This is a genomic window from Flavobacterium sp. JAS (assembly GCF_020991455.1).
Lineage (GTDB): Bacteria > Bacteroidota > Bacteroidia > Flavobacteriales > Flavobacteriaceae > Flavobacterium.
Genome location: NZ_JAJMOX010000004.1, coordinates 356,622 through 379,660, shown reverse-complemented (window position 1 = coordinate 379,660; position 23,039 = coordinate 356,622). Strand labels below are relative to the sequence as shown.

At 33.6% G+C, this 23,039-nt stretch carries 18 protein-coding genes; 8 read left to right on the top strand and 10 right to left on the bottom strand.

The window, feature by feature from the left end; genetic code table 11:
• Positions 1-32 precede the first annotated feature (32 nt).
• Together LPB88_RS07610 and LPB88_RS07605 are read right to left on the bottom strand one after the other, a co-directional pair.
• The gene (locus LPB88_RS07610; protein WP_230714198.1) at positions 33-773 is read right to left on the bottom strand and encodes a hypothetical protein; all 741 of its coding nucleotides are present in this window, start codon (positions 771-773) and stop codon (positions 33-35) included.
• A gap of 95 nt (positions 774-868) precedes the next feature.
• The gene (locus LPB88_RS07605; RefSeq protein WP_230714196.1) at positions 869-2,422 is read right to left on the bottom strand and encodes an aldehyde dehydrogenase family protein; all 1,554 of its coding nucleotides are present in this window, start codon (positions 2,420-2,422) and stop codon (positions 869-871) included.
• 183 nt (positions 2,423-2,605) lie between these two features.
• On the opposite strand from LPB88_RS07605, the gene LPB88_RS07600 reads away from it, so the two are divergent.
• Positions 2,606-3,565, top strand: a complete 960-nt coding sequence (locus tag LPB88_RS07600; RefSeq protein WP_230714194.1) for an MBL fold metallo-hydrolase — start codon at positions 2,606-2,608, stop codon at positions 3,563-3,565.
• Between the two features lie 149 nt (positions 3,566-3,714).
• On the opposite strand, the gene LPB88_RS07595 is transcribed toward LPB88_RS07600, so the two are convergent.
• From LPB88_RS07595 to LPB88_RS07585, 3 genes are all read right to left on the bottom strand, one after another.
• The gene (locus tag LPB88_RS07595) at positions 3,715-3,888 is read right to left on the bottom strand and encodes a hypothetical protein (RefSeq protein WP_230714192.1); all 174 of its coding nucleotides are present in this window, start codon (positions 3,886-3,888) and stop codon (positions 3,715-3,717) included.
• 142 nt (positions 3,889-4,030) lie between these two features.
• Positions 4,031-4,570, bottom strand: coding sequence for a 3-hydroxyanthranilate 3,4-dioxygenase (locus tag LPB88_RS07590; protein WP_230714190.1), 540 nt, complete (start codon positions 4,568-4,570; stop codon positions 4,031-4,033).
• 75 nt (positions 4,571-4,645) lie between these two features.
• Positions 4,646-5,719: an endonuclease/exonuclease/phosphatase family protein gene (locus LPB88_RS07585; protein ID WP_370635821.1), complete on the bottom strand. Its 1,074-nt coding sequence runs from the start codon at positions 5,717-5,719 to the stop codon at positions 4,646-4,648.
• A 166-nt stretch (positions 5,720-5,885) separates the two neighbouring features.
• On the opposite strand from LPB88_RS07585, the gene LPB88_RS07580 reads away from it, so the two are divergent.
• From LPB88_RS07580 to LPB88_RS07565, 4 genes are all read left to right on the top strand, one after another.
• The gene (locus LPB88_RS07580) at positions 5,886-6,959 is read left to right on the top strand and encodes a serine hydrolase (RefSeq protein ID WP_230714187.1); all 1,074 of its coding nucleotides are present in this window, start codon (positions 5,886-5,888) and stop codon (positions 6,957-6,959) included.
• A gap of 162 nt (positions 6,960-7,121) precedes the next feature.
• The gene (locus LPB88_RS07575; RefSeq protein ID WP_230714185.1) at positions 7,122-8,021 is read left to right on the top strand and encodes an LD-carboxypeptidase; all 900 of its coding nucleotides are present in this window, start codon (positions 7,122-7,124) and stop codon (positions 8,019-8,021) included.
• Between the two features lie 172 nt (positions 8,022-8,193).
• Positions 8,194-8,565 carry a YraN family protein gene (locus tag LPB88_RS07570; RefSeq protein WP_230714183.1) on the top strand — a complete coding sequence of 124 codons (372 nt, stop codon included), beginning with the start codon at positions 8,194-8,196 and terminating at the stop codon, positions 8,563-8,565.
• A gap of 120 nt (positions 8,566-8,685) precedes the next feature.
• Positions 8,686-9,342 carry an aspartate kinase gene (locus LPB88_RS07565; protein ID WP_230714181.1) on the top strand — a complete coding sequence of 219 codons (657 nt, stop codon included), beginning with the start codon at positions 8,686-8,688 and terminating at the stop codon, positions 9,340-9,342.
• Between the two features lie 541 nt (positions 9,343-9,883).
• Here the strand turns inward: LPB88_RS07565 and LPB88_RS07560 are convergent.
• The 3 genes from LPB88_RS07560 to LPB88_RS07550 all read right to left on the bottom strand — a co-directional run bounded on the left by LPB88_RS07560 (position 9,884) and on the right by LPB88_RS07550 (position 14,609).
• Positions 9,884-10,438 (bottom strand): DUF5683 domain-containing protein, encoded by a 555-nt coding sequence (locus LPB88_RS07560; RefSeq protein WP_230714179.1) that lies wholly within the window; start codon positions 10,436-10,438, stop codon positions 9,884-9,886.
• 186 nt (positions 10,439-10,624) lie between these two features.
• A complete protein-coding gene (gene mfd / locus LPB88_RS07555; RefSeq protein ID WP_230714177.1) occupies positions 10,625-13,990 on the bottom strand; it encodes a transcription-repair coupling factor in 3,366 nt (1,121 codons plus the stop codon).
• Positions 13,983-14,609 carry a hypothetical protein gene (locus LPB88_RS07550; protein WP_230714175.1) on the bottom strand — a complete coding sequence of 209 codons (627 nt, stop codon included), beginning with the start codon at positions 14,607-14,609 and terminating at the stop codon, positions 13,983-13,985. The genes mfd and LPB88_RS07550 overlap by 8 nt, the downstream gene beginning before the upstream one ends.
• A 396-nt stretch (positions 14,610-15,005) precedes the next feature.
• Here LPB88_RS07550 and LPB88_RS07545 point away from each other — a divergent pair, with 396 nt between their 5' ends.
• The 3 genes from LPB88_RS07545 to LPB88_RS07535 all read left to right on the top strand — a co-directional run bounded on the left by LPB88_RS07545 (position 15,006) and on the right by LPB88_RS07535 (position 19,195).
• Positions 15,006-15,944: an L-threonine 3-dehydrogenase gene (locus LPB88_RS07545; RefSeq protein WP_230714173.1), complete on the top strand. Its 939-nt coding sequence runs from the start codon at positions 15,006-15,008 to the stop codon at positions 15,942-15,944.
• A gap of 105 nt (positions 15,945-16,049) precedes the next feature.
• Positions 16,050-17,813, top strand: a complete 1,764-nt coding sequence (locus tag LPB88_RS07540) for a DUF885 domain-containing protein (RefSeq protein WP_230714170.1) — start codon at positions 16,050-16,052, stop codon at positions 17,811-17,813.
• A 179-nt stretch (positions 17,814-17,992) separates the two neighbouring features.
• Entirely contained in the window at positions 17,993-19,195 is a 1,203-nt protein-coding gene (locus tag LPB88_RS07535) for a DUF418 domain-containing protein (protein ID WP_230714168.1), read from the top strand.
• 59 nt (positions 19,196-19,254) lie between these two features.
• Here the strand turns inward: LPB88_RS07535 and LPB88_RS07530 are convergent, their stop codons facing one another.
• Entirely contained in the window at positions 19,255-21,135 is a 1,881-nt protein-coding gene (locus LPB88_RS07530; RefSeq protein WP_230714166.1) for a M1 family metallopeptidase, read from the bottom strand.
• Positions 21,136-21,197: 62 nt separating this feature from the next.
• A complete protein-coding gene (locus LPB88_RS07525) occupies positions 21,198-22,829 on the bottom strand; it encodes a S8 family peptidase (protein WP_230714164.1) in 1,632 nt (543 codons plus the stop codon).
• Positions 22,830-23,039: the final 210 nt, after the last annotated feature.

Below are 23,039 nucleotides of genomic sequence, written 5' to 3'. Positions count from 1 at the left end.
TTTTTTATTATCAAAATCTAAATTAATAATATTTACTTATACATGTTTTCTAAAACTCTATCTGGATTATCATTTGTAAATAACATTTGTCCTTTCAATTTAAACTTTTCAATTTCATGTACACTCGGCATACTATCAACCATTGTATTCGTTATTTCATGATCAACTTCTCCAGAAACAAGATCATAATCACTCGAGGTGTAAGAACCCGCTCCCGAATGAAAAGTTTCAATTCTAACAAGAACTAATTTATCATTTATGTATTTATATACTGTTTCTCTATTACCAATAGCCCCTACCCCCTGAAGCTCGATCCTCAATTTTTTTTCCTTATCTATAGAAATTTCTTCATAATCATAAAGTTTATATCCATCACTGGTATACTCAGGCTCCATTGCTTCCCATGAAAGTTCCTGCAATTTATACCCTCCTGTTTCTTGTTGCAACAAAACCAGTGTTGCGCGCGAATCGGTATTATTTTCTTTATTCTGCAAAACAATTACAATATCTTTAAGATCGTCGTCATTTAAAAAACCTTCCGCCTTCATTTTAATTTCACATGGCTCTGGTACAAAAGCTTCTACATTTCCCCCCGTTTTTGGAAAATCCAGCCCCTTTAAAACTACTTCATCCGGAGCATTATCTTCATATTCTTCGTCAACAACTTCTTGATTCAAAGTGTCTTTTTTTGACACTACTGCTTTTACATCTTCCTTTTTATTACAACTAATAATAGAAATTGCCATTAACAACAAAAATACTTTAGATTTCATTTAGTATATATTTAAATCAAACTTAAGCAAAATACTACACAAAAAAAACCGCTTTCATATTTTGAAAAGCGGTTTTCAGTATTAGAATATTAGTTTTACAAATCAAATTTAATTCCTTGCGCTAAAGGCAAACTTGTGGTGTAATTAATTGTGTTGGTTTGGCGACGCATATAAACTTTCCAGGCATCAGAACCTGATTCTCTACCTCCACCAGTTTCTTTTTCTCCACCAAAAGCACCTCCAATTTCAGCACCGGAAGTTCCGATATTTACGTTTGCAATTCCACAATCAGAACCTACAACAGATAAAAATCTTTCGGCTTCACGAAGATTATTTGTCATAATTGCTGATGATAATCCTTGTGCAACACCGTTTTGAAGGTCAATCGCATTATCAACTTCGCCCGAGTATTTAATCAAATATAAAACCGGAGCAAATGTTTCATGCTGTACGATTGCAAATGAATTTTGAGCCTCAGCAATTGCTGGTCTAACATAACAGCCACTTTCGTAACCTTCACCTGAAAGTACGGCGCCTTCGACTAAAATATTTCCACCTTCGGCCACTACTTTATTCAAAGCCTGAGCATACAACTCAACGGCGTGAGTATCGATTAGCGGACCAACATGGTTGTTTTCGTCAAGCGGATTTCCGATCCTTAATTGCTTGTATGCCGCAACCAAAGCATCTTTTACTTTATCATAAATACTTTCGTGAATGATCAGCCTTCGAGTTGATGTACAACGCTGTCCTGCAGTTCCTACAGCACCAAAAACTGCTCCAATAACAGTCATTTTAATATCGGCATCCGGAGTTACAATAATAGCATTATTTCCTCCTAATTCTAATAATGATTTCCCTAAACGACCCGCAACTGCTTGTGCTACAATTTTTCCCATTCGGGTTGAACCTGTAGCAGAAACTAACGGAATTCGGGTATCAGCCGTCATTAATTCACCTATTTTATAATCGCCATTTATTAGACATGAAATCCCTTCCGGCAAATTATTTTCTTTTATAACCTGAGCAATAATATTTTGACATGCGATTCCACAAAGAGGTGTTTTCTCAGAAGGTTTCCAAACACAAACATCTCCCGAAATCCACGCTAAAGCTGTATTCCAAGCCCAAACTGCAACAGGGAAATTAAATGCTGAAATGATCCCGACAACTCCCAATGGATGATATTGCTCATACATACGGTGTCCAGGTCTTTCAGAATGCATTGTTAAGCCGTGTAATTGACGAGATAAACCCACTGCAAAATCACAGATATCAATCATTTCTTGTACTTCTCCATAACCTTCCTGCAATGATTTTCCCATTTCATAAGAAACCAATTTACCAAGAGCTTCTTTATTTTCACGTAACTTTTGCCCAAACTGACGTACAATTTCTCCACGTTGTGGTGCAGGAATTAAACGAAAAGTTTTAAAAGCTTCCGTAGCTGCCTTCATTACCTTTTCGTAATCAGCTTGTGTTGACATTTTTACCGAAGCAATTAGTTTTCCGTCAACTGGTGAAAAACTATCCAAATTTCCTCCCGAAGCAAAGTTTTGCGTTCCTGTTGATGTTCCGTCATTTATCAATTTGATGCCCAATTTTTCCAGAGCCTCATTCATTCCAAATTGCGATGCTATTGTTGTCATTGTAACTTTTTTAGTTAAAATTGTTATATTTTTAATGTAAAGATATTATTTAGAGTTGAATTTAAACTCAAATCCGCTGTTAAAATCAAAGTAAATTTAGGGTTAATTAATAGCATTTAAAGGAATACACTATAATTTATTCGCCATAATTCCTGAAATTTGCACTAACAAAATTACTCAAATATGACCATTTTCAATCGTCTTCTGCTTTGCTTCTTTTTAATTTCAATTAATACGTTTGCTCAAAAAGAACAAAAACCTGCTTTTCAGGTTGTTCCTTTAGGAGTAAAAGGCGGAATTGACGAAAAAAATCTTTCGGCTTATTTATTAGCCCCGGTTAATACAAAAGATTACATCTGTCTTGATGCGGGAACTATAAATGCAGGAATTGAAGTTGCCATAAAAAATAAAGCTTTTAAAATTTCAACTAGTGAAGTTTTGCGAAAATATATCAAAGGATATTTGATCTCACATGCACATTTAGATCACGTTTCGGGTTTGATAATTAATTCGCCAGCTGATTCTTCAAAGACTGTTTATGCGACTAATAAATGCATGGAAATGATGGAAAACCATTATTTCAACGATCAGACCTGGGCAAATTTTGGAGATGCCGGAGTTGGTTTTCCTTTAAAAAAATATCATTTTCAGACTTTAACAATTGGTGAAGAAACTCCGTTAACGAATACAACAATGACGGTAAAAGCGTTTCCGTTAAGCCACGTAAATCCGTTTGAAAGCACTGCTTTTTTAGTTAAAAATGGAGATGCTTATGCTTTATATTTAGGAGACACAGGACCTGACGCTGTCGAAAAAAGCACTGACTTACATGATTTATGGACTGCAATTGCGCCACTTGTCAAAGACAAACAACTAAAAGGAGTTTTCATTGAAATTTCTTTCCCGAACGAGCAACCCGACAAGTTTTTGTTCGGACATTTGACTCCAAATTATTTAATGAAAGAACTTCATACTTTAGAAGAATTAGCCGGAAAAGATTCTTTGAAAGGCTTCAAAATCATCATTACACATTTAAAACCACCAACTAAAAATATTGTAAAAATTAAAGAACAACTTAAAAATCAGAATGATTTAGGTTTGAAGATTATTTATCCGGAACAAGGGAAACGATTTGAGTTATAGTGCGTGTTTGCCCACGGATTTTGCGGATTAAACGGATTCTTCCTAAGATATAGACCTTTATCAAAGTTTAAAACTTTGACAAAGATCTTTTAAACTTATTCTTAATTTAAATATTTCTTTTTAGCCTCAGATTGGACTTATTAAGTTAATTATATAATTCCTTTACTTTTCAATTCAAGGAGCATTTCTTCATGTGTTATAAATCTACCTTCTTTAAAATCTAATTTTCCTTGTTCGATTTCTGCTTTTAATTCTTTAAAGTTATTTTCTTTAACACTACTTGCAATAGCATCAGTGTTTTCTATTTCATCTGAATCTTCCATATTTATTATTTTAAATCTATAAATTGTGTTTATCAACGAGGTCTAATAGCCCCGATAGAAGTGGAAATCCTTTTGTGCCGGTCCCGAAGCTTCGGGAGCCACAAAAGATTGAAACGAATAGCGGGATTAGCTCCTAATTAAACTATTTCTTAGCAACAAATCTAGGATCAGATTCCATTACGGTTCCGCAATTATCACAAGTTCTTAATTCTAATGAATTGTAGAAATGTTCGAAATGTGGCAAGAAATCTTTCTCTATATTATGAAGTTCAAAAAGCACTTCGTAAAGTTTGTGATTGCAATTATCGCAATGCCAAAGCAAGCCGTCTGTGTATCCTTTTCCGGCGCGTTTGCGCTCGATTACCAAACCAATTGAACCTTCAGAACGAACTGGGGAATGTGGAATTTTAGCTGGATGAAGATACATATCACCGGCATTTAATTCCATTTCTTTGCGTTGGCCGTCTTCCTGGATTACAACTTTTATACTGCCTTCGAGCTGATAAAAAAGCTCTTCGGTTTCGTTGTAATGATAATCTTTTCGGGCATTTGGACCTGCAACAATCATGACAATATAATCGCCGGAATCAACATAAAGATTTTTATTTCCAACAGGCGGTTTTAATAAATGACGGTTTTCGTCGATCCATTTGGTAAGATTGAAAGGTTTTGCTATTGACATTTTTTTGAGGTACTGAGTTTCTAAGTAGCTAAGTTAAGGAAAAAGTTTTGTGTAGAAACGCACAGCAGTGCGTCTCTACAATTTCATCTCTTTTATCAGATAAATATAAACCGGAAAATGATCGCTAAAACCAACTTCGGTTAAACTGTGGCGCAACGGATAACCTTTATATTGTCCAGAAGTTTGAATAAGATACGATCGGTTGAATATTCCTGCTTTCCAATATTTATAAGTGGAGAAATTAGGTTTTATAAGCGATTCAGTAATTATAATTTGGTCAAAAATATCCCAGGAATCTCTAAAAGCGATTGTTCCCATTCCTTTGTTTGCCATTTCTTCAAACGGGTTAAAAACACCAAATTCCGGAACTTCAGACTTTTTTGCTTTGGCTCCAAGTGCAATTTTTATGCTTTTATTAAAAGGCCCGTCGTTTAAATCGCCCATTGTGATCACTTTTGCATTTGGATTTATTTGCTGCAATGAATCGATAATTTTCCGGTTTAAATTTGCGGCAGCTTCCCGAAAAGGACTGCTTGCTTTTTCACCACCAGATCTTGACGGCCAGTGATTAACAATAATATGTATTTCTTCGTCTTCAAGAAAACCAGTAACCAAAAGTTGATCTCGTGTAAAAATTCGATTGTTATTTTCAATTTTAGGTTCAAGATCATCATCTATTTCTTCTTTTTTATCTTCTTTGGCGGGCAATTTATTTTTGTAGATAAATAAAGGAACGTTTGAATATGAAGTGGGCTTGAAATGTTTTTTCTGATATAATAATGCAACATCAATTCCGCGTTTATCGGGCGAATCAAAATGAATGATTCCGTAATCAAAGTCTGCTAATTTGGGTTGTTTAATTAAGTCTTCGACTACGCCACGGTTTTCGATCTCAGAACCTCCAATAATAGTTGGCGCATTTGGATTTTCCGGCGTTCCAATTTCAGATAAAACTCTGGAAAGATTCTTTAGTTTTTGTTCGTATTTTTCTTGAGTCCAATGCTGCGCTCCGGTTGGCGTCCATTCGTCATCGCTCGTATTGGGATCATTAATCGTATCAAAAAGATTTTCGAAATTATAAAATGCAACCGTATGAATTGCATATTTTTTTGATTGTGCTTGTACAATTGACAATGAAAAAAATGTCATTATATAAAACTTAAACCAGAGTGATCGCATAAATAATTCTTTAGAATGGTCAATGTAAGAAATTTTAATTATTTTGTAAGAAATTTCCAATTTATTTATTACTTTCTTTTTTGATTATCACAGAATGTCTTGTAACTTGCTTGTTTAAACTCGCCTTTTCTAAAAAATGAAAAAACTTTTTCTTGTCTTTCTATTTCTTATTCTTTTTAATAACACAAATGCTCAAAAAAACAGTTCGTTTGCTGATAGTATTCGGGTAAAATACCATATTCCGGAACTGGCGTATGCCGTAGTTTCTGCTGATTCTGTTTTAGAAATTCAAGCTTTGGGATATCAGCGAATAAACTCAAAATACAAGGCACGAATTGATGATAAATTTAGACTGGGGTCTATCACAAAAACAGTAACCAGTTACCTTGCTGCGGTTTTAGTTAAGGAAGGAAAAATAAAATGGGATACTAAATTCTTTGATTTATATCCTGAACTAAAAGCCAAAAGCAATCCTGCAACTTATAATTTTACTCTACAGGATTTTATAACTTTTCGTGCGGGAATCAACACTTGGTCATACGGAAATGACACTCCAACTCAGGAAGAAATTAAAGGTAATAATCAGCAACAACGTTATGAATTTATCGCTTGGTTTTTACAACAAAATCCGGTTACAGAAAAACAACCTGTATATTGGTCAAATCCTAGTTATGTTGCCGTAGGACTTATGCTCGAAAAAGCAACCGGCAAAACCTATGAATCATTAGTAAAAGAATTGGGCAAAAACCTGAACATCGATTTTGATTTTGGTCAGCCAAATTTAAAGGACAAAAACCAACCTTGGGGACATGATGAGGAATTGAAACCAGAAGAACCTGCCTTAAATTATAAGTTAAACTGGCTTTCATCAGCAGGAAATATAAATGTTAGTTTGCCTGATTATTGCAAATTTACTCAAATGCAGCTTCTAGGTTTATCAGGGAAATCGAAAGTGCTTACGAAAGAAGATTTTGAATACATGCATTATGGTTTACCCGAATTTTCGTTTGGATGGAATTCAGAAATTAATGAAAAAAGTAACTTGAAATATTCTTTTCATAACGGAAATCCCGGAACTTTTTTAACCAAAGTGTATATTTGCGGACCAATCAACAAAGCTTTTATAATTTTTGCCAATGTACAATCTGAAGAAGCTGACAAAGGACTTCTATTACTATTAGAACAATTGCAAAACAAATATGGCGGTTGATATTTTAATCTCAGCCCGATTTAAAAAATAATTTATAATTTTAAGCAAAAAGAAAACATGAATACGAACAAACTCCAAGACTTCAGGAAAAGCTTTGCTTTTGGTACATTCGTATTTCTTATTTTTGCTTTACATTCATTTACCTGTCAATCCCAACAAAAGATGATTACACCACCTTATTTACAAAAAGGAGATACTGTTGCCATTTTAGCAACTGCCAGAAAAAATATTGATGACAACTTAAAACCTACGATAGACTTACTGCACAGTTGGGGTTTAGAGGCTGTTGTTGGAACTACAATCGGACTCGATTTTAATCAACTGGCAGGAACTGACGAGCAACGTGCTGCTGATTTTCAGCATCAATTAGATAATCCTAATATTAAAGCAATCTGGTGTGCTCGTGGCGGATACGGAACGGTAAGAATGATTGATTTATTGGATTTCACTAAATTCAAACAACACCCAAAATGGATTATTGGTTTTAGTGATGTAACGGTTTTACACAATCATTTGAATACGATGGGTTACAAATCTATCCATGGTATTATGCCTGTAACGGTTCCGCGTGCTACTCCGGCGGCTATAAGTTCTATGAAATCTAGTTTGTTTGGGGAGCCTCTTTCCTACTCAATTGGTCCCGATAAGATGAACCGTTTTGGAAAAGCAACCGGCGAATTGGTTGGAGGAAATTTATCTATTCTATACAGTTTATTAGGTTCACAATCTGCAATTGATTGCAAGGATAAGATTTTATTTATCGAAGATCTTGATGAATACTTGTATCATATTGATCGTATGATGATGAATTTGAGACGTAACGGATGCATCGAAAACCTAAAAGGAATTATCATTGGCGGAATGACAAAAATGAAAGACAATGAAGTTCCGTGGGGGAAAAATGCACTTGAAATTGTAGACGATGTAACCAAAAAATACAATATTCCGGTGATTTTTAATTTCCCGGCTGGACATATTCAGGATAACAGAGCTTTAATTATGGGAAATACCATTTCTATTGAAGTAAATGAAACAGGAAGTACTGTTGTTTTTCAAAAATAATATTATCTGAAAATTTCTTTTCTCGAAGGAATTTTAAATACCACATATCATAATCTCGTAAAGTCGCCAAGACGTAAAGAATTTAACTTTGCGTCTTGGCGACTTTGCGTGCAAATTTCTCGTTACAGCATAAAAACTCATAATCCATAACTCACAACTCATAATTCAAAAAATGGCTGAACATAACGAACTAGGAAAAAAAGGCGAAGATCTTGCTGTGAAATATCTTCGCCAAAATGGATATAAAATCTTAAATAGAAACTGGACTTTTCAAAAAGCAGAAATAGACATAATCGCTCAAAAAGATTCCATAATTGCTATTATCGAAGTAAAGACAAGATCTAGCTTAGATTTTGGTTCACCACAAGATTTTGTGAAGCCAAAAAAAATTCAACTACTTATTAAAGCAGTAAATGCCTACATAAACGATAGGGAAATGGATTTTGATGAAAATCTCGAAATACGTTTTGATATCATTGCCATCCATAAAAATGGCGAAACATTTGCAATTGAACATCTTACCGATGCTTTTTATCACTTTTAACATAATTTTTTATTGTTATAATTGTAACAAATTGTTTTTTTATTTATATTTGCATAAATTTATAACATCCCCATTAACTAAACCAACCCAATTAAGTTACAAAAAAAAAGAAAAAAAATTATGAAAACCGTTTCTTCAATCGTCGAAAATTACATCAAAACAAAACCTTTTTTATTAAACGCATTATCACTTGGTATCATCAACCTGACTTCTCTTTCCCGGAACATTATGACCGAACTGGAAAGTGAATTTGGCAAAGAGGTAAAACAAGGCGCTGTTGTAATGTCACTTAAACGACTCACGGAAGAACTGGATTTTAAATTAAATCATAAAATTAATAAGGTAATCAAGAATATTGGAGAGATCACGGTTCGATCTGAATTGACGGATTACACTTTTGCAGCTTCAGAAACTGTCTTAAACAAACAAGCTGATTTAATCTCTGATATCAACGCTTTATCTGATATTTTTTATACCTCATCTCGTGGTGTAAATGAAACAAATATTGTAGTAAGCAGCAGCGTAAATAACTTGGTTGAAAAACATTTTATGCGCGAAAAACTAATTCAAAAATTAGATAATTTAGCCTCAATTACAGTAAAATTACCTAAAGAAAATATCGTTGTTCCTGGTATTTATTACTTCATTTTTCAACGTTTGGCCTGGGAAGGAATTATCATAAACGAGGTAATTTCGACTTCAAATGAATTTACAATTTTAGTTGGAGAAGATCAGGTTGATGTTGCTTTTAAAGTGATCAAAGACTTGAAAAATTAATCCAAATTTGACATATCAGAATCCCTCCGGATTCTTCATTTTATAAAATCCTTTTATCTTTTTTCAATGAAAAGATGAAAGGATTTTTTTTACACTCCTTACAAAATTATCAATCATTTTATTTTAGAATAAGAATATTCGTAAGAATTAAAATTCATCATACTTATTACACAAAATATCAGCCACAAAGCTACAGACTTGATAAAAGGCGGCTTGACAATCATTTTACTGCTATTTTCTATAAAATTTATTAAAAAAAATAGAATTAAGTTTTTTTCAATACTATTTACTGAGAATAATATTTTTATATATTTGTTAAACTCTCAACAGATAAGAAGAGAATAAGTCATGAAGAAATTAGCCAGAAATTCGGCATCTCTATAAATACATCAGGGACCAAATGAGCAAAGCATTAGAATCAATGTAAGTCATTTTTCACGTTCATGACGAGATTATCTAAACCAAAAAACCGCATTAACCATCAAAATCACTCTTATCGGGTGATTTTTTTTTGCCAATAATCTTAATTTTTTGCAAACTTTTAAAATGAATAAGCACAAGCAATCCCAAAATCAGTTTTTGAAGTGATTGTACTCGTATTCATAACTGGTTTAAAAGCCAAATTTTCACTTACATTAAATTGAGATAATGCAGCATCAATATTGGCATCAATGATGTTTAAAACATAAAAACCAACAATAAATAAAGCTGATAAATCTCTATTTCTTTGAAACTGCTTTTGAACTGAAAGCAATTGACTTTCACTTAAATCTGCCAAATATTTTGAATCACTGGTTTTTCCCGCAAGTCTGTTTTTATATTCGTCGCGATAAATATTGTAGTTTTTCTGACTGTCGATATAAAAATAAACACTTGTTCCTATCGCTCCATAAACCAAAGGAACTTTCCAGTATTTTTTATTATAAACTTGCCCTAAACCAGGCAAAATAGCCGAATAAAATGCTGCTTTGGCAGGACGCAAAGGATCAATTGTTTCTGATTTAATAGAATCGTTTAAAACAATTTGTTTCTTTTCCTGAGCATAAATTGAAGTTAATCCGAAAAACAAGAACAAAAGAATAAAGTGGTATTGCATAAAGAAGTTTGCTTTGAAATTTTGATCAAAGAAAACTTATTAGTTCTAAGGTTTTTCTTAAGTAAAAGATAAATAAAACTTAATTTTCTTTTCGCCACAAATTTCACGAATGAGCACGAATGAAAATTTCGCATTACAATATAAAATTTGCGAAAATTCGTGAAATTCGTGGCAACGTTTTTTCTTTTATTCTCCCAACATCTCCATTAATTCCAAAGCTCTTTTGGTAGATTTTACATTCTCAAAAGTCAATAAAAGACGTAAACCATTCGGAGTTTCTTTTTCTTTCATCGTACAGATATTACTATGCGTTTGCACAAATTTTATCACTTTATGAAAACGTTTCGATTGATAATAATCAGACTGTTGATCAGAAACAAAATAGCCTATCATCTTGCCTTTTTTCATCACCAGTTTCTCAATTCCTATATTAGTCGCGATCCATTTGATGCGAATACTGTTCATCAAGGCATTGGCACGAGGAGGCATTGGTCCAAAACGGTCAATTAATTTATTTTGAAAGATAACCAGCTCTTCTTCATTTTTCACAGAACCTAACTCGTTGTATAAACTTAGACGTTCGGTAACATTATTGATATATTCATCAGAAAAAAGTAACTCAAAATCGGTATCGATTTGTAGATCTTTTACATATTCCTTAGTTTCAATATCGTTCTCTGCCGGATATAAATCTTTGAATTCATTTTCTTTTAATTCCTCGATGGCTTCGTTCATGATTTTTTGGTAGGTATCAAAACCAATTTCATTAATGAAACCACTTTGTTCTCCTCCTAATAAATCTCCTGCACCACGAATTTCAAGATCTTTCATGGCAATGTTAAAACCACTTCCTAATTCGCTAAACTGCTCCAAAGCCTGAATACGTTTTCTGGCATCTTCGGTCATTGAAGAATATGGCGGACAGATAAAATAACAGAATGCTTTTTTATTGCTTCTCCCTACCCGACCACGCATTTGATGTAGATCTGACAATCCGAAGTTGTTGGCATTATTGATGAAAATCGTGTTGGCATTTGGTACATCCAATCCACTTTCGATAATGGTAGTTGCTACCAAAACATCAAAATCGCCGTTCATGAAACCTAACATCAATTCCTCGAGTTTGGCACCTTCCATTTGTCCGTGACCAATTCCGACTCTGGCATTTGGAACCAAACGCTGAATCATTCCGGCAACTTCTTTTATATTTTCGATTCGGTTATTGATAAAGAAAACCTGTCCGTTTCGCTGAATTTCATACGAAATCGCATCACGAATTACTTCTTCATTAAAACCAACTACATTCGTTTCTATCGGATATCTGTTTGGTGGAGGTGTCGTAATTACAGATAAATCTCTCGCAGCCATTAACGAAAACTGAAGCGTTCTTGGAATTGGCGTTGCTGTTAATGTCAGCGTATCGACATTTGCTGCAATGGTTTTTAATTTATCTTTTACGTTTACACCAAACTTTTGTTCTTCATCAACAATCAATAATCCAAGGTCTTTGAAAACGACATTTTTATTGACTAATTGATGTGTTCCAATTACGATATCTAGTTTTCCTTCGGCTAAATCTTTTAGGGTTTGCGTTTTTTGTTTGGCAGTTCTAAATCGGTTTAAGTAACCAACAGAAACCGGCATATCTTTTAATCGTTCTGTAAAAGTTCTGTAATGTTGGTATGCCAAAATAGTTGTAGGAACCAAAACCGCAACTTGTTTACTATTGTCTACAGCTTTAAAAGCGGCGCGAATAGCAACCTCAGTTTTTCCAAAACCTACATCTCCACAAACCAAACGATCCATTGGGCGATCGCTTTCCATGTCGGCTTTTACTTCTTGTGTAGATTTGGTTTGATCCGGTGTATCTTCATAAATAAACGAACTTTCTAATTCGTTTTGCAAATAACTGTCCGGCGCAAACTGAAAACCTTTTTCTAAACGGCGTTTTGCATACAATTGAATCAAATTGAACGCAATATGTTTGACGCGCGCTTTGGTTTTTTGTTTTAAAATTTTCCAGGCGTTCGATCCTAACTTATAAATCTTTGGCGGCGTTCCATCTTTTCCGTTGTATTTTGAAATTTTATGAAGCGAATGTATGCTTACATAAACGATATCATTATCGGCATAAACCAATTTTATGGCTTCCTGCGTTTTACCTTCAACCTGAATTTTTTGCAATCCGCCAAACTTTCCAATTCCGTGATCGATGTGGGTTACATAATCCCCAACAGAAAGCGCGGTTAATTCCTTAAGCGTAATATTCTGCTTTTTCGAATAACCGTTTTTGATGTTGAATTTATGATAACGCTCAAAAATCTGGTGATCTGTATAAGCGGTAATCTGATTCTCTTCGTCAATAAAACCTTGGTATAAAGGCAATACAATCGTGTGGTATTGCTTGCGGATATTCTCTGAATTGGCTTCGTCTAAGCTTTCAAAAATATCATGAAAACGTTTTGCCTGCGCTTCATTCGAACAGAATAAATAATTTTTATATCCATTAAAATGATTGTCGCTCAAATTATTCAGCAATAAATCAAATTGTTTATTGAATGATGGCTGTGGCTGAATATGAAAATCAAACTTTTTAGTAGTTTTAAAAATGGGTTTTGAAGCCAATTCTACAACCGAAAAATCTAAAGCTCGTTTGATAAACGAAGTTTGGTTTAAGAATAATTGTTCCGGCGTGGCGTGTTTTATTTCTCCCGAAAGCTTTCCAAAGGCTTCTTCTGCCCTTGCAAATTGTTTGTCTAACTGACTAAAAAGTCCGTCGGTGTTTTGAATAAAAATAACGGTTTTCTCGGCAATATAATCTAAGAAGCTTTCACGGTTTTCCTGAAATATCTTATTTTCGACATTCGGGATTATGGTGATTTTTTTATGTGTCTCAACAGATAATTGTGTCTCAACATCAAAGCTTCGGATACTGTCTACTTCGTTACCAAAAAACTCTATTCTATACGGATGATCGTTTGAAAATGAAAATACATCAACAATACCTCCACGAACCGAAAATTCTCCTGGTTCTGTAATAAAATCGACTCTTTTAAATTCATATTCAAACAAAACTTCGTTGATAAAATCGATCGAAATTTTGTCGTTTAAAGCGACTTTTAAAGTGTTTTTGTCTAATTGCTGACGTGTAACTACTTTCTCGAAAAGTGCTTCGGGATACGTAACAATTATGGCTGGTTTTTTGCGGGAATTAATTCGGTTTAAAACCTCAGCACGAAGTAAAACATTAGCATTATCGGTTTCATCAACCTGATACGGACGACGAAATGATGCAGGATAAAACAATACGTCTTGTTCTCCGATCATTTGCTCCAGATCGTTCAAATAGTATGCGGCTTCTTCTTTATTGTCTAAAACAATTAAAAATGGCAACTCGGTTTTCTTAAAAACTGCACGAATAACAAATGAAACTGCAGATCCCAACAATCCGTTAAGATGCATTTTTATTTGATTTTGCTCTAGTAATTGTGTGGCAATCTGCTGTGATTTTGGCAGATTATCATACGTTGTATATAAGGCGTTTTTACTCAACTTTTGGTAAATTTTTATCTATTTTTTGCGGCGGAATTGGAGCTATATTCCCACTCTGAATGGCGCGCGTTGTATCTAACATTCTCAAGAAATCTTCTTCTCCTTCTTCTTTTGGAATTTTGCTTTTTGCCACAACCTGATCCATTTGTCGTTCTAATGAAACTAGTTCTTTATTAATTTCTCCAATCAGGAACGTTACTTTCTTGTCCGGAATTGTACTCAGATTAATAAATAAATCCATCATTTTGACTTTGGTAATCAAAATTGAAATTCGGCTTTTTATTTGAGGAACATTAAACTCAACAGGAATATTGTTGTTTAAAGCAAATGCTTTTTTTGAAATCGCTGCTGATTTTTTCTGAAAAGCTCCTATTGTTTTTCTGGGTTTATCTCCAAGTTCTTTCAGGAAATCACGCCACTCCGTCCACGAGCTTACTTTTTGTTCCGCAACTTCGTTAATTGGCTCGTCAATAAACGTCCAGGCTTTATTGATATTATTAAAAATAATTTCGTTTTTCTTAGCTTCTTTTGCATTCTCTGCACGACGTTTTTCATCTTCATTTTGACATGAATTCAGCACAAAAATTAAAAGTAGAAAAAGAGATATTTTATATTTCATTTGGTAAAACATTAAGCTACAAAGTTACAAAGTAATTTTACAATTACGAATTCTGTTTTTAGCTATGTATTACAGAGATTAATGTATTTTGGAAGAGTCTCTGGAATGCTAAAAAGGTTGCCACGAATTTCACGAATCTACGCGAATTATTTTTAAGTTTTAAGCACATTGATTTGTGATAATTCGTGAAATTCGTGGCAAAGAAAACCCGTTTAGTCTACGTCAATCATTTTAATTTGTGGCTAAATTCATCTACAGATTAAATTTTGTATTAATGCTCTCACAACGAATAATCCAAAAAAGAATCTTTATAGTTGTTAAATTTATAATTTGTTTTTCTAAAAAGTAAAAATATTTGCGAAAACGTTATATTTGCGTCTCTAAAAACTATTCAAAATGAATCCAAAAATATTGATCATTGGCGCTTGCGGTCAAATTGGGACAGAACTGACTCAAAAACTACGTAAGTTGTACGGAACAGAAAATGTAATTGCTTCTGATATTCGAAAATTAAATACTGATGTTGTTAATTCAGGTCCTTTTGAAGTGGTAAATGCTTTAGATTTCAATCAAATTGAACATCTTGTTGAAGTGCATAAAATCACAGACATTTATTTGATGGCGGCACTTTTATCGGCTACAGCCGAGAAGAATCCTGCTTTTGCATGGGATTTGAATATGAACTCCTTATTTCACGTTTTGAATTTGGCTAAAGCCAAAAAAGTAAAAAAGATATTCTGGCCTTCAAGTATTGCGGTTTTTGGGCCAACCACTCCAAAAGAAAATACGCCTCAATATACTGTCATGGAACCTTCTACAGTTTACGGAATTAGTAAACAAGCGGGAGAAAGATGGTGTGAATACTACCATAACATTTATGGTGTTGATGTTCGAAGCATCCGTTATCCTGGTTTAATTAGCTGGTCTACGCCTCCAGGTGGTGGAACTACTGATTATGCAGTTGATATTTTCTACAAGGCTATTGCCGATAAAAAATACGAGTGCTTTTTATCATCAGAAACAAAAATGCCAATGATGTATATGGATGACGCAATCGATGCTACAATTAATATTATGAAAGCACCGGCTGAGGATATCAAAATACATTCTGCATACAATTTAGCAGCGATGAGTTTTACTCCAACTGAAATTGCTAATGAAATTAAAAAACATATTCCTGAATTTACAATTACTTATGAGCCTGATTTCCGTCAGAAAATTGCGGATAGCTGGCCAGCAAGTATCGACGATTCTGAGGCTAGAAAAGATTGGGGTTGGAAACATACTTTTGATCTTGAAACTATGACCAAAGATATGTTGGAACATTTAGGATAATAATACTACAATTTCTGTTTTTGGTTTGAAAATTCGCTATTTTTGATTTGTTATTTAACTGAATTACAACTCATTATTTCTCTTAACTTTCAAACCAAAAACTTTATGAAAAAACCCCTTATTTTTTCTTTTGCCTTACTTTTTGTTCTTTTTAGCTGCAACAAAAAACAAGACAATACTGATGCTTCTTCGGGACCTGGTGATGAAGCTTTTCTAAAATTATCTGAAAAATATATTACTGAAAGTCTTGAGTGGAATCCGCAAATGGGTTCTTACCTTGGATTGCATGAATACGATGGCAAACTAGGTCATTATAGTAAAACTGATATTGACAAACGAGTTGCTGCTCTTAAAAAATTCCAACAGGAGTTTGCTGCAATTGATTCTACTACTTTAAGTAAAAAAATATATTATGATTGGAAAGTCATTAAATCGAATGCAAAGAATGATTTGTATACCATTGAGGATTTAAAAGTTTACAATAAAAACCCAATGTCTTATGCGGGGATAATTGATGTCAATATTTACGTTCAACGTAATTTCGCTCCTATTGAGCAACAGATAAAATCGATTATTGCAATCGAAAAAGAGGCTCCAAGATTGTTTAAAGAGGCTAAAGAAAACTTGCAGGATTCTCTGGCATTACCATACATTAATTTAGCGATTAACATTGCAAGAGGGTCTGCGTCGTTTTTAGGAAACGATCTTTTGATAGCCTTAAAAGATGTAAAAAATGACAGCTTAATGAAGGCTTTTAACGAAACTAATAAAAAAGCAATTACTGCCATTAATGATTATGCTGCTTATTTAGAAAAAGAAAAACTACCTAAAGCCAATAACAAATATGCCATTGGAATAGAAAATTATAAAAAAATGTTACTGTATCAGGAAGAAATTAAATTATCTCCCGATGCTATTTTAGCTATTGGTTTAAAAGAATTAAAAAAGGAACAGGAATCCTTTAATAGTGCTGCAAAAATCATTAACCCAAATAAAAAACCGGTTGATGTTTATAATGACATGCAAAAAGAACATCCAACAGCTGCAGATTTGATTCCGCATGCAAAAAAGAATATTGAAGCGATTCGCCAATATGTAATCGATCATAAAATTACAACCATACCATCTGAAGTACGCGTTAAAATTCAGGAAACTCCGGCTTATGCAAGGGCTACAAGTACGGCTTCAATGGATACTCCGGGCCCGTTTGAGACTAAAGCTACTCAGGCTTTTTATTACATTACTCCTGTAGATCCAAAGTGGACTCCGCAACAACAGGAAGAATGGCTGGCACAATTTAACTATTACTCGACAGATATTGTTTCTATACACGAAGCTTATCCCGGACATTACACTCAATTTTTACATTCAAATGCTGCAAAAACGTCTAAAATTCAAAAAGTTTTTATGAGTTATGCTTATGTTGAAGGCTGGGCACATTATACTGAAAAAATGATGATTGATGAAGGATACGGGAATACCGGAGATCCTATTAAAGCTGCAAAATACCGTTTGGCTCAATCTGGAAATTCACTTTTGCGTATTTGTAGATTATGTGTTTCGATTAAAACACATTGCTACGGAATGAGTGTTGACGACGCTACTAAATTCTTTATGGACAATTGGTATCAAGGCGACAAACCTTCCCGACAAGAAGCAATGCGCGGCACTTATGATCCGGGTTATTTATTTTATACTTTAGGAAAATTACAGATCCTAAAACTGCAAGAAGATTATAAAAAGCAAGAAGGCAGCAATTATAGTTTACAGAAATTTAATGACGCTATGCTTGATAACGGAGCACCACCTATTGAAATCCTGAGAGAAATATTCTTGAAAGACGAAAAAATCTGGGGAGCTATTTTATAGTAATGAACTCAATTTTTTTGTTTTGAAAAGGGTATTATTTTAGAAGAATTCTTCTTAGAACAATACCCTTTTTTATGAAATTTATTTTCACATAAAACTTATGGTTCACATAATTTTATTGTTATTTTCTTACTTTTGAATCGGAAATAGTTATAAAAACCAAAAGACCAGTTAAATCTATGACAAATTCATTTCTGCCCATTCAAGAAGATAAGAGAACAGCTATTGTTGATATTTTAAGAGGCTGGGCCTTATTAGGAGTCGCAATAGGAAATTATGTTGATTTTCGCTTCATTGGATTAGAGCGCTTTATTGCAAAAAAAGGTTTTTTTTCTGAGATTATCAATTATTCTAATCTGTATATTTTTTCTGCCAAATCCTGGACTTTGTTAAGTATTTTATTTGGATATGGATTTGCCGTTCTTATTAATAATGTAGCTGATAAAGGCAAAAATCCTGTGTCTTTTTTTTGCTGGAGAATGTTTATCCTGTTTATATTCGCCTTTATAAATTCTGCTTTTTGGCTGGGTGATATCTTAAAAGATTATGCTCTTTTAGGTTTATTACTTTTATTCTTTTACAAAAGTTCATCCAAAACAATTCTAATAACATGTGGAATACTTCTTTTAACTGTTCCATTTCTTACTGCCTATATTCATTCAATAAAACAAACCCTGCCTGATGTACAATCTACCGCTAAATACTTAAAATTGTTTTATTCTGATAACTGGCTTGATGTATTCAAATTTAATTTACTGGGAACGTATTATCAGGAAATGATTAATCTTGCTTATGCTGTTACAGTACATGTCGTGATGTTTGCTCTTATGCTTTTAGGTTTCTACGCTCAAAAAATTAACTTCTTTAATCGTTTACCTGAATTCAAAAAATTATTAAAAAGAACAATTATAATAACCCTGATTCTAGCAATAATTTCTGGTGTTCTTTTTGAGATTGCGATTAAGCAGAAAGTAGTTTTTACGTATTTTCATCCGGTTTTTTGGATAATCATAAATACAATGTTATTTATTGCATCCGGAATATGTTTATTATATACTAACGGAAAATGGAAAACAATTTTTAATTATTTTAGGGTTAGTGGTAAAATGACATTGACCAATTATATGATGCAAAACATTTTGGCTGCTTTTCTTTTTTCGGGAATTGGTTTCAAAATTTACAATACTTTGCCATATTGGTTTTACTTTTTCTTAGCTGTTTTTGTATTTACAATTCAGTTGTTCATAAGTAAATGGTGGCTTTCAAAATACAATTATGGCCCTGTTGAATGGCTATGGAGAGTATTAAGTTACAGAAAAATGTTTCCATTAAAAAAGATCTCACAAAGCAATACTATAACTGACATAAAACCTGTTTTATAAATTAAAAAAAAAGCCCTTAAATAATTTAAGGGCTTTCTCTTTTAAGATTATTCAGAAGATTATTTCACTTCAAAAACATTATTTGATGCTTTAATATCTGCCATTAATCCACTTGGATCTATGGTGATTTTTTTTATCGTTGTTTTGTTTTTATCAATTGTAAAGCTGTAGTTTGACATTGCCCACGCCCAATCTTCCAGAACGGTTCTTTTCACATTCGGATTTGGATTTGATTTAATGAAATTCATCATTCTTAACGGAATATAAAAACTCTCTGATGTTCCGTCAGTATATTCTACCGTTAAATCGATTGGCATTGGCATTCTTCCAATTCTCTCTAATGTAACTGTTGTTTTTCCTGCATTATCTGCAACAGCTGCAATACCGTAATCAATTGTGTTTGCAGTTTCTGCCCAATCAACCAAATACCAGTCTAACTCAGCTCCAGAAACTCTTTCGGCTGTTCTTTTAATGTCATTTGGAGATGGATGTTTGAATTTAAAATCGTTGTAATATCTTTTTAAAGTTGCATCTACATTGTCTTTTCCAATTACATATTCTAATTGTGACAAAAAGATACTTCCTTTTACATAAGATGAAACACTGTAAGGTCTGTTTTCGTCATAACGATCACCATGAGTCGTTTGTGGTTGCTCTTTTCCAGATTCTACTAATTTATAGTAAGCTGTATAATTTCCTTTAAACGGATTCTCTACTTTTTTATCTCCTTTTAATTCGTTCAAAGCCATGTCTTCGATATAAGTTGTAAAACCTTCATCCATCCATGGGTGTTTTGATTCGTTTGAAGCTAAAATATGCTGAAACCAAGAATGTCCCATTTCATGCGTTGCAGTTCCCAAAATACCTTCAAGAGTTCCGTTTCCAAGCATTAAAGTACACATTGCATATTCCATTCCACCATCTCCACCTTGAATAAATGAATATTGTTTGTACGGATATGCTCCAACTTTATGGTTATAAAAATCCATTACTTTAACCATTAGTGGCTCTAACTTTTTCCAGTTTTCAGCTGTTTTTGGATTGTTTTTGTAGAAATAATGCAAATCAACATCATTTGGTCCTTTTACAATATCATGTACATATTCTTTGTCTGCAGCCCAGGTAAAATCGTGTACCATTGGTGCTATAAAATGCCACGTTAATGTTTTTGTCTTTTTTGGATAAACAACAGTTACACCGGCATCTTCATAACCGTGACCAATTTGATTTTTGTCTTGTAAATATCCTGAACCTCCAATTATGTAGTCTTTATCGATTGTGATTTTTACATCAAAATTACCCCAAACACCGTGAAATTCTCTTGCGATGTAAGGATCAGCATGCCAGCCTTCAAAATCAAATTCAGCCAATTTAGGATACCATTGTGACATTGAAAGTTCTACACCTTCTGAATTGTTACGGCCTGAACGACGAATTTGAACCGGAACTTGTCCATCAAAATCTAAGGTAAAAGTTGTTTTTGAATTCGGTAAAATTGGCTTAGCCAAAGTAACTTCCAAAATAGTTCCTGAGGTTCTGGTTTGAGCCGTTACTCCATCTTGTTTAAGATTTGTGATTTTTAAATATCCAACCTCATTTGGTTTCAAGGTTTCAATTCGGCTTTGCTTTACCTCTTTACCATCTGCGCCTTTTATTTTACTAACCATTCTTCCGTCAGGATCTTTTATAGAATGCAGGCGTGCATCCATTTCGCTTCCTGGCTGAAAAGCATTTGGATATAAATGATAAAAAACTTTTCTTAAAGTATCAGGAGAATTATTGGTATAAACCAATTCCTGTTTCCCTTTGTATTGATAGTTTTTTACATCCATAGATACTTCCATTTTGTAATCAACATGTTGTTGCCAATAGGGAGCATTTTGTGCAAATACTGAGTTTAAACCTAAACTCAAAAAAGATAGTAATATAATTTTTCGCATGGTTGTTTTAATAAAAATGGAAGAGTTGCCACTCTTCCATTAGATTAGTATTCTATTTTTATTTATTTCTTTGACATTTTTTCTGCCATCAACAAAGCATTATAAGCATTGACCATTTTAGCCGTTCTTGATGACTCTGCAGAAGAAACCGCTACAGGTTTTTCGTCCCTATTTGGGTTTTCACCTAAAACAATCTTTGATGGAAGTGCTACTCCTGAATCCATTAAAATTTGTTTTACCTGAGCTGCTTTTAGTTTTGGATAATACGAACGAATCAACGCTGCAACTCCGGCTGCGTTTGGTGACGCCATTGAAGTTCCTTGTAAATATTTGTATTTATTGTTTGGAACTGTTGCGTAGATCTCTTCTCCTGGAGCAAAAACGTCAACATTTATTTTTCCGAAGTTTGAAAATCCTGCAACTACCGTTTCTCCGTATTGGTTGTTTATAGCTCCAATTGTAATTACATTATTAGCAAATTCTTTTACGTTATCTTCAGAGTCATTTGGATAATTGATGTTTTTTGTTTCATCGATATTGTATCCATCGTTACCTGCTGCATGAACGATTAAAACATCTTTTTTAGCGGCATATTTTATCGCGTCATAAACCCATTGTTTATGTGGAGAAAAACTTTTTCCGAAACTTCCGTTAATTACCTTTGCCCCATTATCTACTGCATAACGAATTGCCAATGCAATATCTTTATCGTACTCATCTCCGTCAGGAACCGCTCTCACAGTCAGGATTTCAACATTATTAGAAACTCCGTCTCCTCCTAAGTTATTTCCACGAACTTGGCCAATAATTCCGGCAACGTGAGTTCCGTGAAGTGCTTTTTCTTTATCCGGACCAAAAACTACATTATTACCATAATGATTGTTTTTAATATCTTCAGGATTATCACCTACGATTTTTCTTCCATCATACTCTTTGTTCAGATTATAATTTAACTGATCGTAAACAGATTCTCTATAATCTTCTAATTCTGCTTCCGGATCAAAAGTTGGTCCTCCGTTAGTAAAAATTTGAGTCATGATCATTTTACTTCTCGTCACTTTTGGATCTGTTGAAGTAATTGTACTTAAATCTTCAAGTTTGTAAGTTGTTTTATTTAACTCCTTTTTAATAGTATTATGAACATCTAATAAAAAGTCTACTTGTTGTTTGTCTTCCAGAGCTTTACTTGATCTTTCTTCGTATTGTGCTAAAGCGGCTTTGTATTGCGCTGATCCGTCATCGCCTTTTTTAACGATACGTGTCATTTCAAGGTTTTCATGAACAGCATCGCCCAAAAAATTCCATCCGTGAATATCATCTATAAATCCGTTTTTATCATCATCAATTCCGTTACCCGGAATTTCTTTAGGGTTTGTCCAGATCATTCCTTGTAAGTCCGGATGTTCAATATCTACACCTGAGTCTACTATACCAACGATTACTTTTTTACCGGTTTTACCTTGTAATAATTCGGCATAAGCCCTATCAACACTCATTCCAGGAATTGAATCTTTAATCAGATCAAGGTGACTCCATCTTTTTAATTCATTCTCGCTAAGTGGTGCTTTTTTTACAATCGCTAAAGGTGCAGTAATAGCTTGTTTAGGCGTTGAAACTTGTGCTTGAACAGTTGCACTACCTGCTAAAACAAGTAATACCCAAGCTGATAAAGTAAAGGGTTTTATATGACTCATGTATCTGTATATAATGTAAAGTTAAAAGATGGGCCTAAATTATGATTTTTTGTTACAAAAAACTAACTGTTAACAATGCGTTATGAATTTTAATCCTTGCCAGAATAGATTCTAAAGTTTATTAAATCCCTTTAAGGCAATAATTTGCAATAATTTTCTAACAAATATATTGATTTCGCTTTGATGGAAATTTATAGAAAATTTAAAAAG

What these genes read in the sequence shown, in the direction of transcription:
- LPB88_RS07560 (WP_230714179.1), bottom strand. Translation starts at nt 10,438, where the DNA reads ATGCAATACCACTTTATTCTTTTGTTCTTGTTTTTCGGATTAACTTCA.
- LPB88_RS07575 (WP_230714185.1), top strand. Translation starts at nt 7,122, where the DNA reads ATGATTACACCACCTTATTTACAAAAAGGAGATACTGTTGCCATTTTA.
- LPB88_RS07605 (WP_230714196.1), bottom strand. Translation starts at nt 2,422, where the DNA reads ATGACAACAATAGCATCGCAATTTGGAATGAATGAGGCTCTGGAAAAA.
- LPB88_RS07610 (WP_230714198.1), bottom strand. Translation starts at nt 773, where the DNA reads ATGAAATCTAAAGTATTTTTGTTGTTAATGGCAATTTCTATTATTAGT.
- LPB88_RS07550 (WP_230714175.1), bottom strand. Translation starts at nt 14,609, where the DNA reads ATGAAATATAAAATATCTCTTTTTCTACTTTTAATTTTTGTGCTGAAT.
- LPB88_RS07595 (WP_230714192.1), bottom strand. Translation starts at nt 3,888, where the DNA reads ATGGAAGATTCAGATGAAATAGAAAACACTGATGCTATTGCAAGTAGT.
- LPB88_RS07525 (WP_230714164.1), bottom strand. Translation starts at nt 22,829, where the DNA reads ATGAGTCATATAAAACCCTTTACTTTATCAGCTTGGGTATTACTTGTT.
- LPB88_RS07545 (WP_230714173.1), top strand. Translation starts at nt 15,006, where the DNA reads ATGAATCCAAAAATATTGATCATTGGCGCTTGCGGTCAAATTGGGACA.
- LPB88_RS07570 (WP_230714183.1), top strand. Translation starts at nt 8,194, where the DNA reads ATGGCTGAACATAACGAACTAGGAAAAAAAGGCGAAGATCTTGCTGTG.
- LPB88_RS07580 (WP_230714187.1), top strand. Translation starts at nt 5,886, where the DNA reads ATGAAAAAACTTTTTCTTGTCTTTCTATTTCTTATTCTTTTTAATAAC.
- LPB88_RS07590 (WP_230714190.1), bottom strand. Translation starts at nt 4,570, where the DNA reads ATGTCAATAGCAAAACCTTTCAATCTTACCAAATGGATCGACGAAAAC.
- LPB88_RS07600 (WP_230714194.1), top strand. Translation starts at nt 2,606, where the DNA reads ATGACCATTTTCAATCGTCTTCTGCTTTGCTTCTTTTTAATTTCAATT.
- LPB88_RS07565 (WP_230714181.1), top strand. Translation starts at nt 8,686, where the DNA reads ATGAAAACCGTTTCTTCAATCGTCGAAAATTACATCAAAACAAAACCT.
- LPB88_RS07535 (WP_230714168.1), top strand. Translation starts at nt 17,993, where the DNA reads ATGACAAATTCATTTCTGCCCATTCAAGAAGATAAGAGAACAGCTATT.
- LPB88_RS07585 (WP_370635821.1), bottom strand. Translation starts at nt 5,719, where the DNA reads ATGACATTTTTTTCATTGTCAATTGTACAAGCACAATCAAAAAAATAT.
- LPB88_RS07540 (WP_230714170.1), top strand. Translation starts at nt 16,050, where the DNA reads ATGAAAAAACCCCTTATTTTTTCTTTTGCCTTACTTTTTGTTCTTTTT.
- LPB88_RS07530 (WP_230714166.1), bottom strand. Translation starts at nt 21,135, where the DNA reads ATGCGAAAAATTATATTACTATCTTTTTTGAGTTTAGGTTTAAACTCA.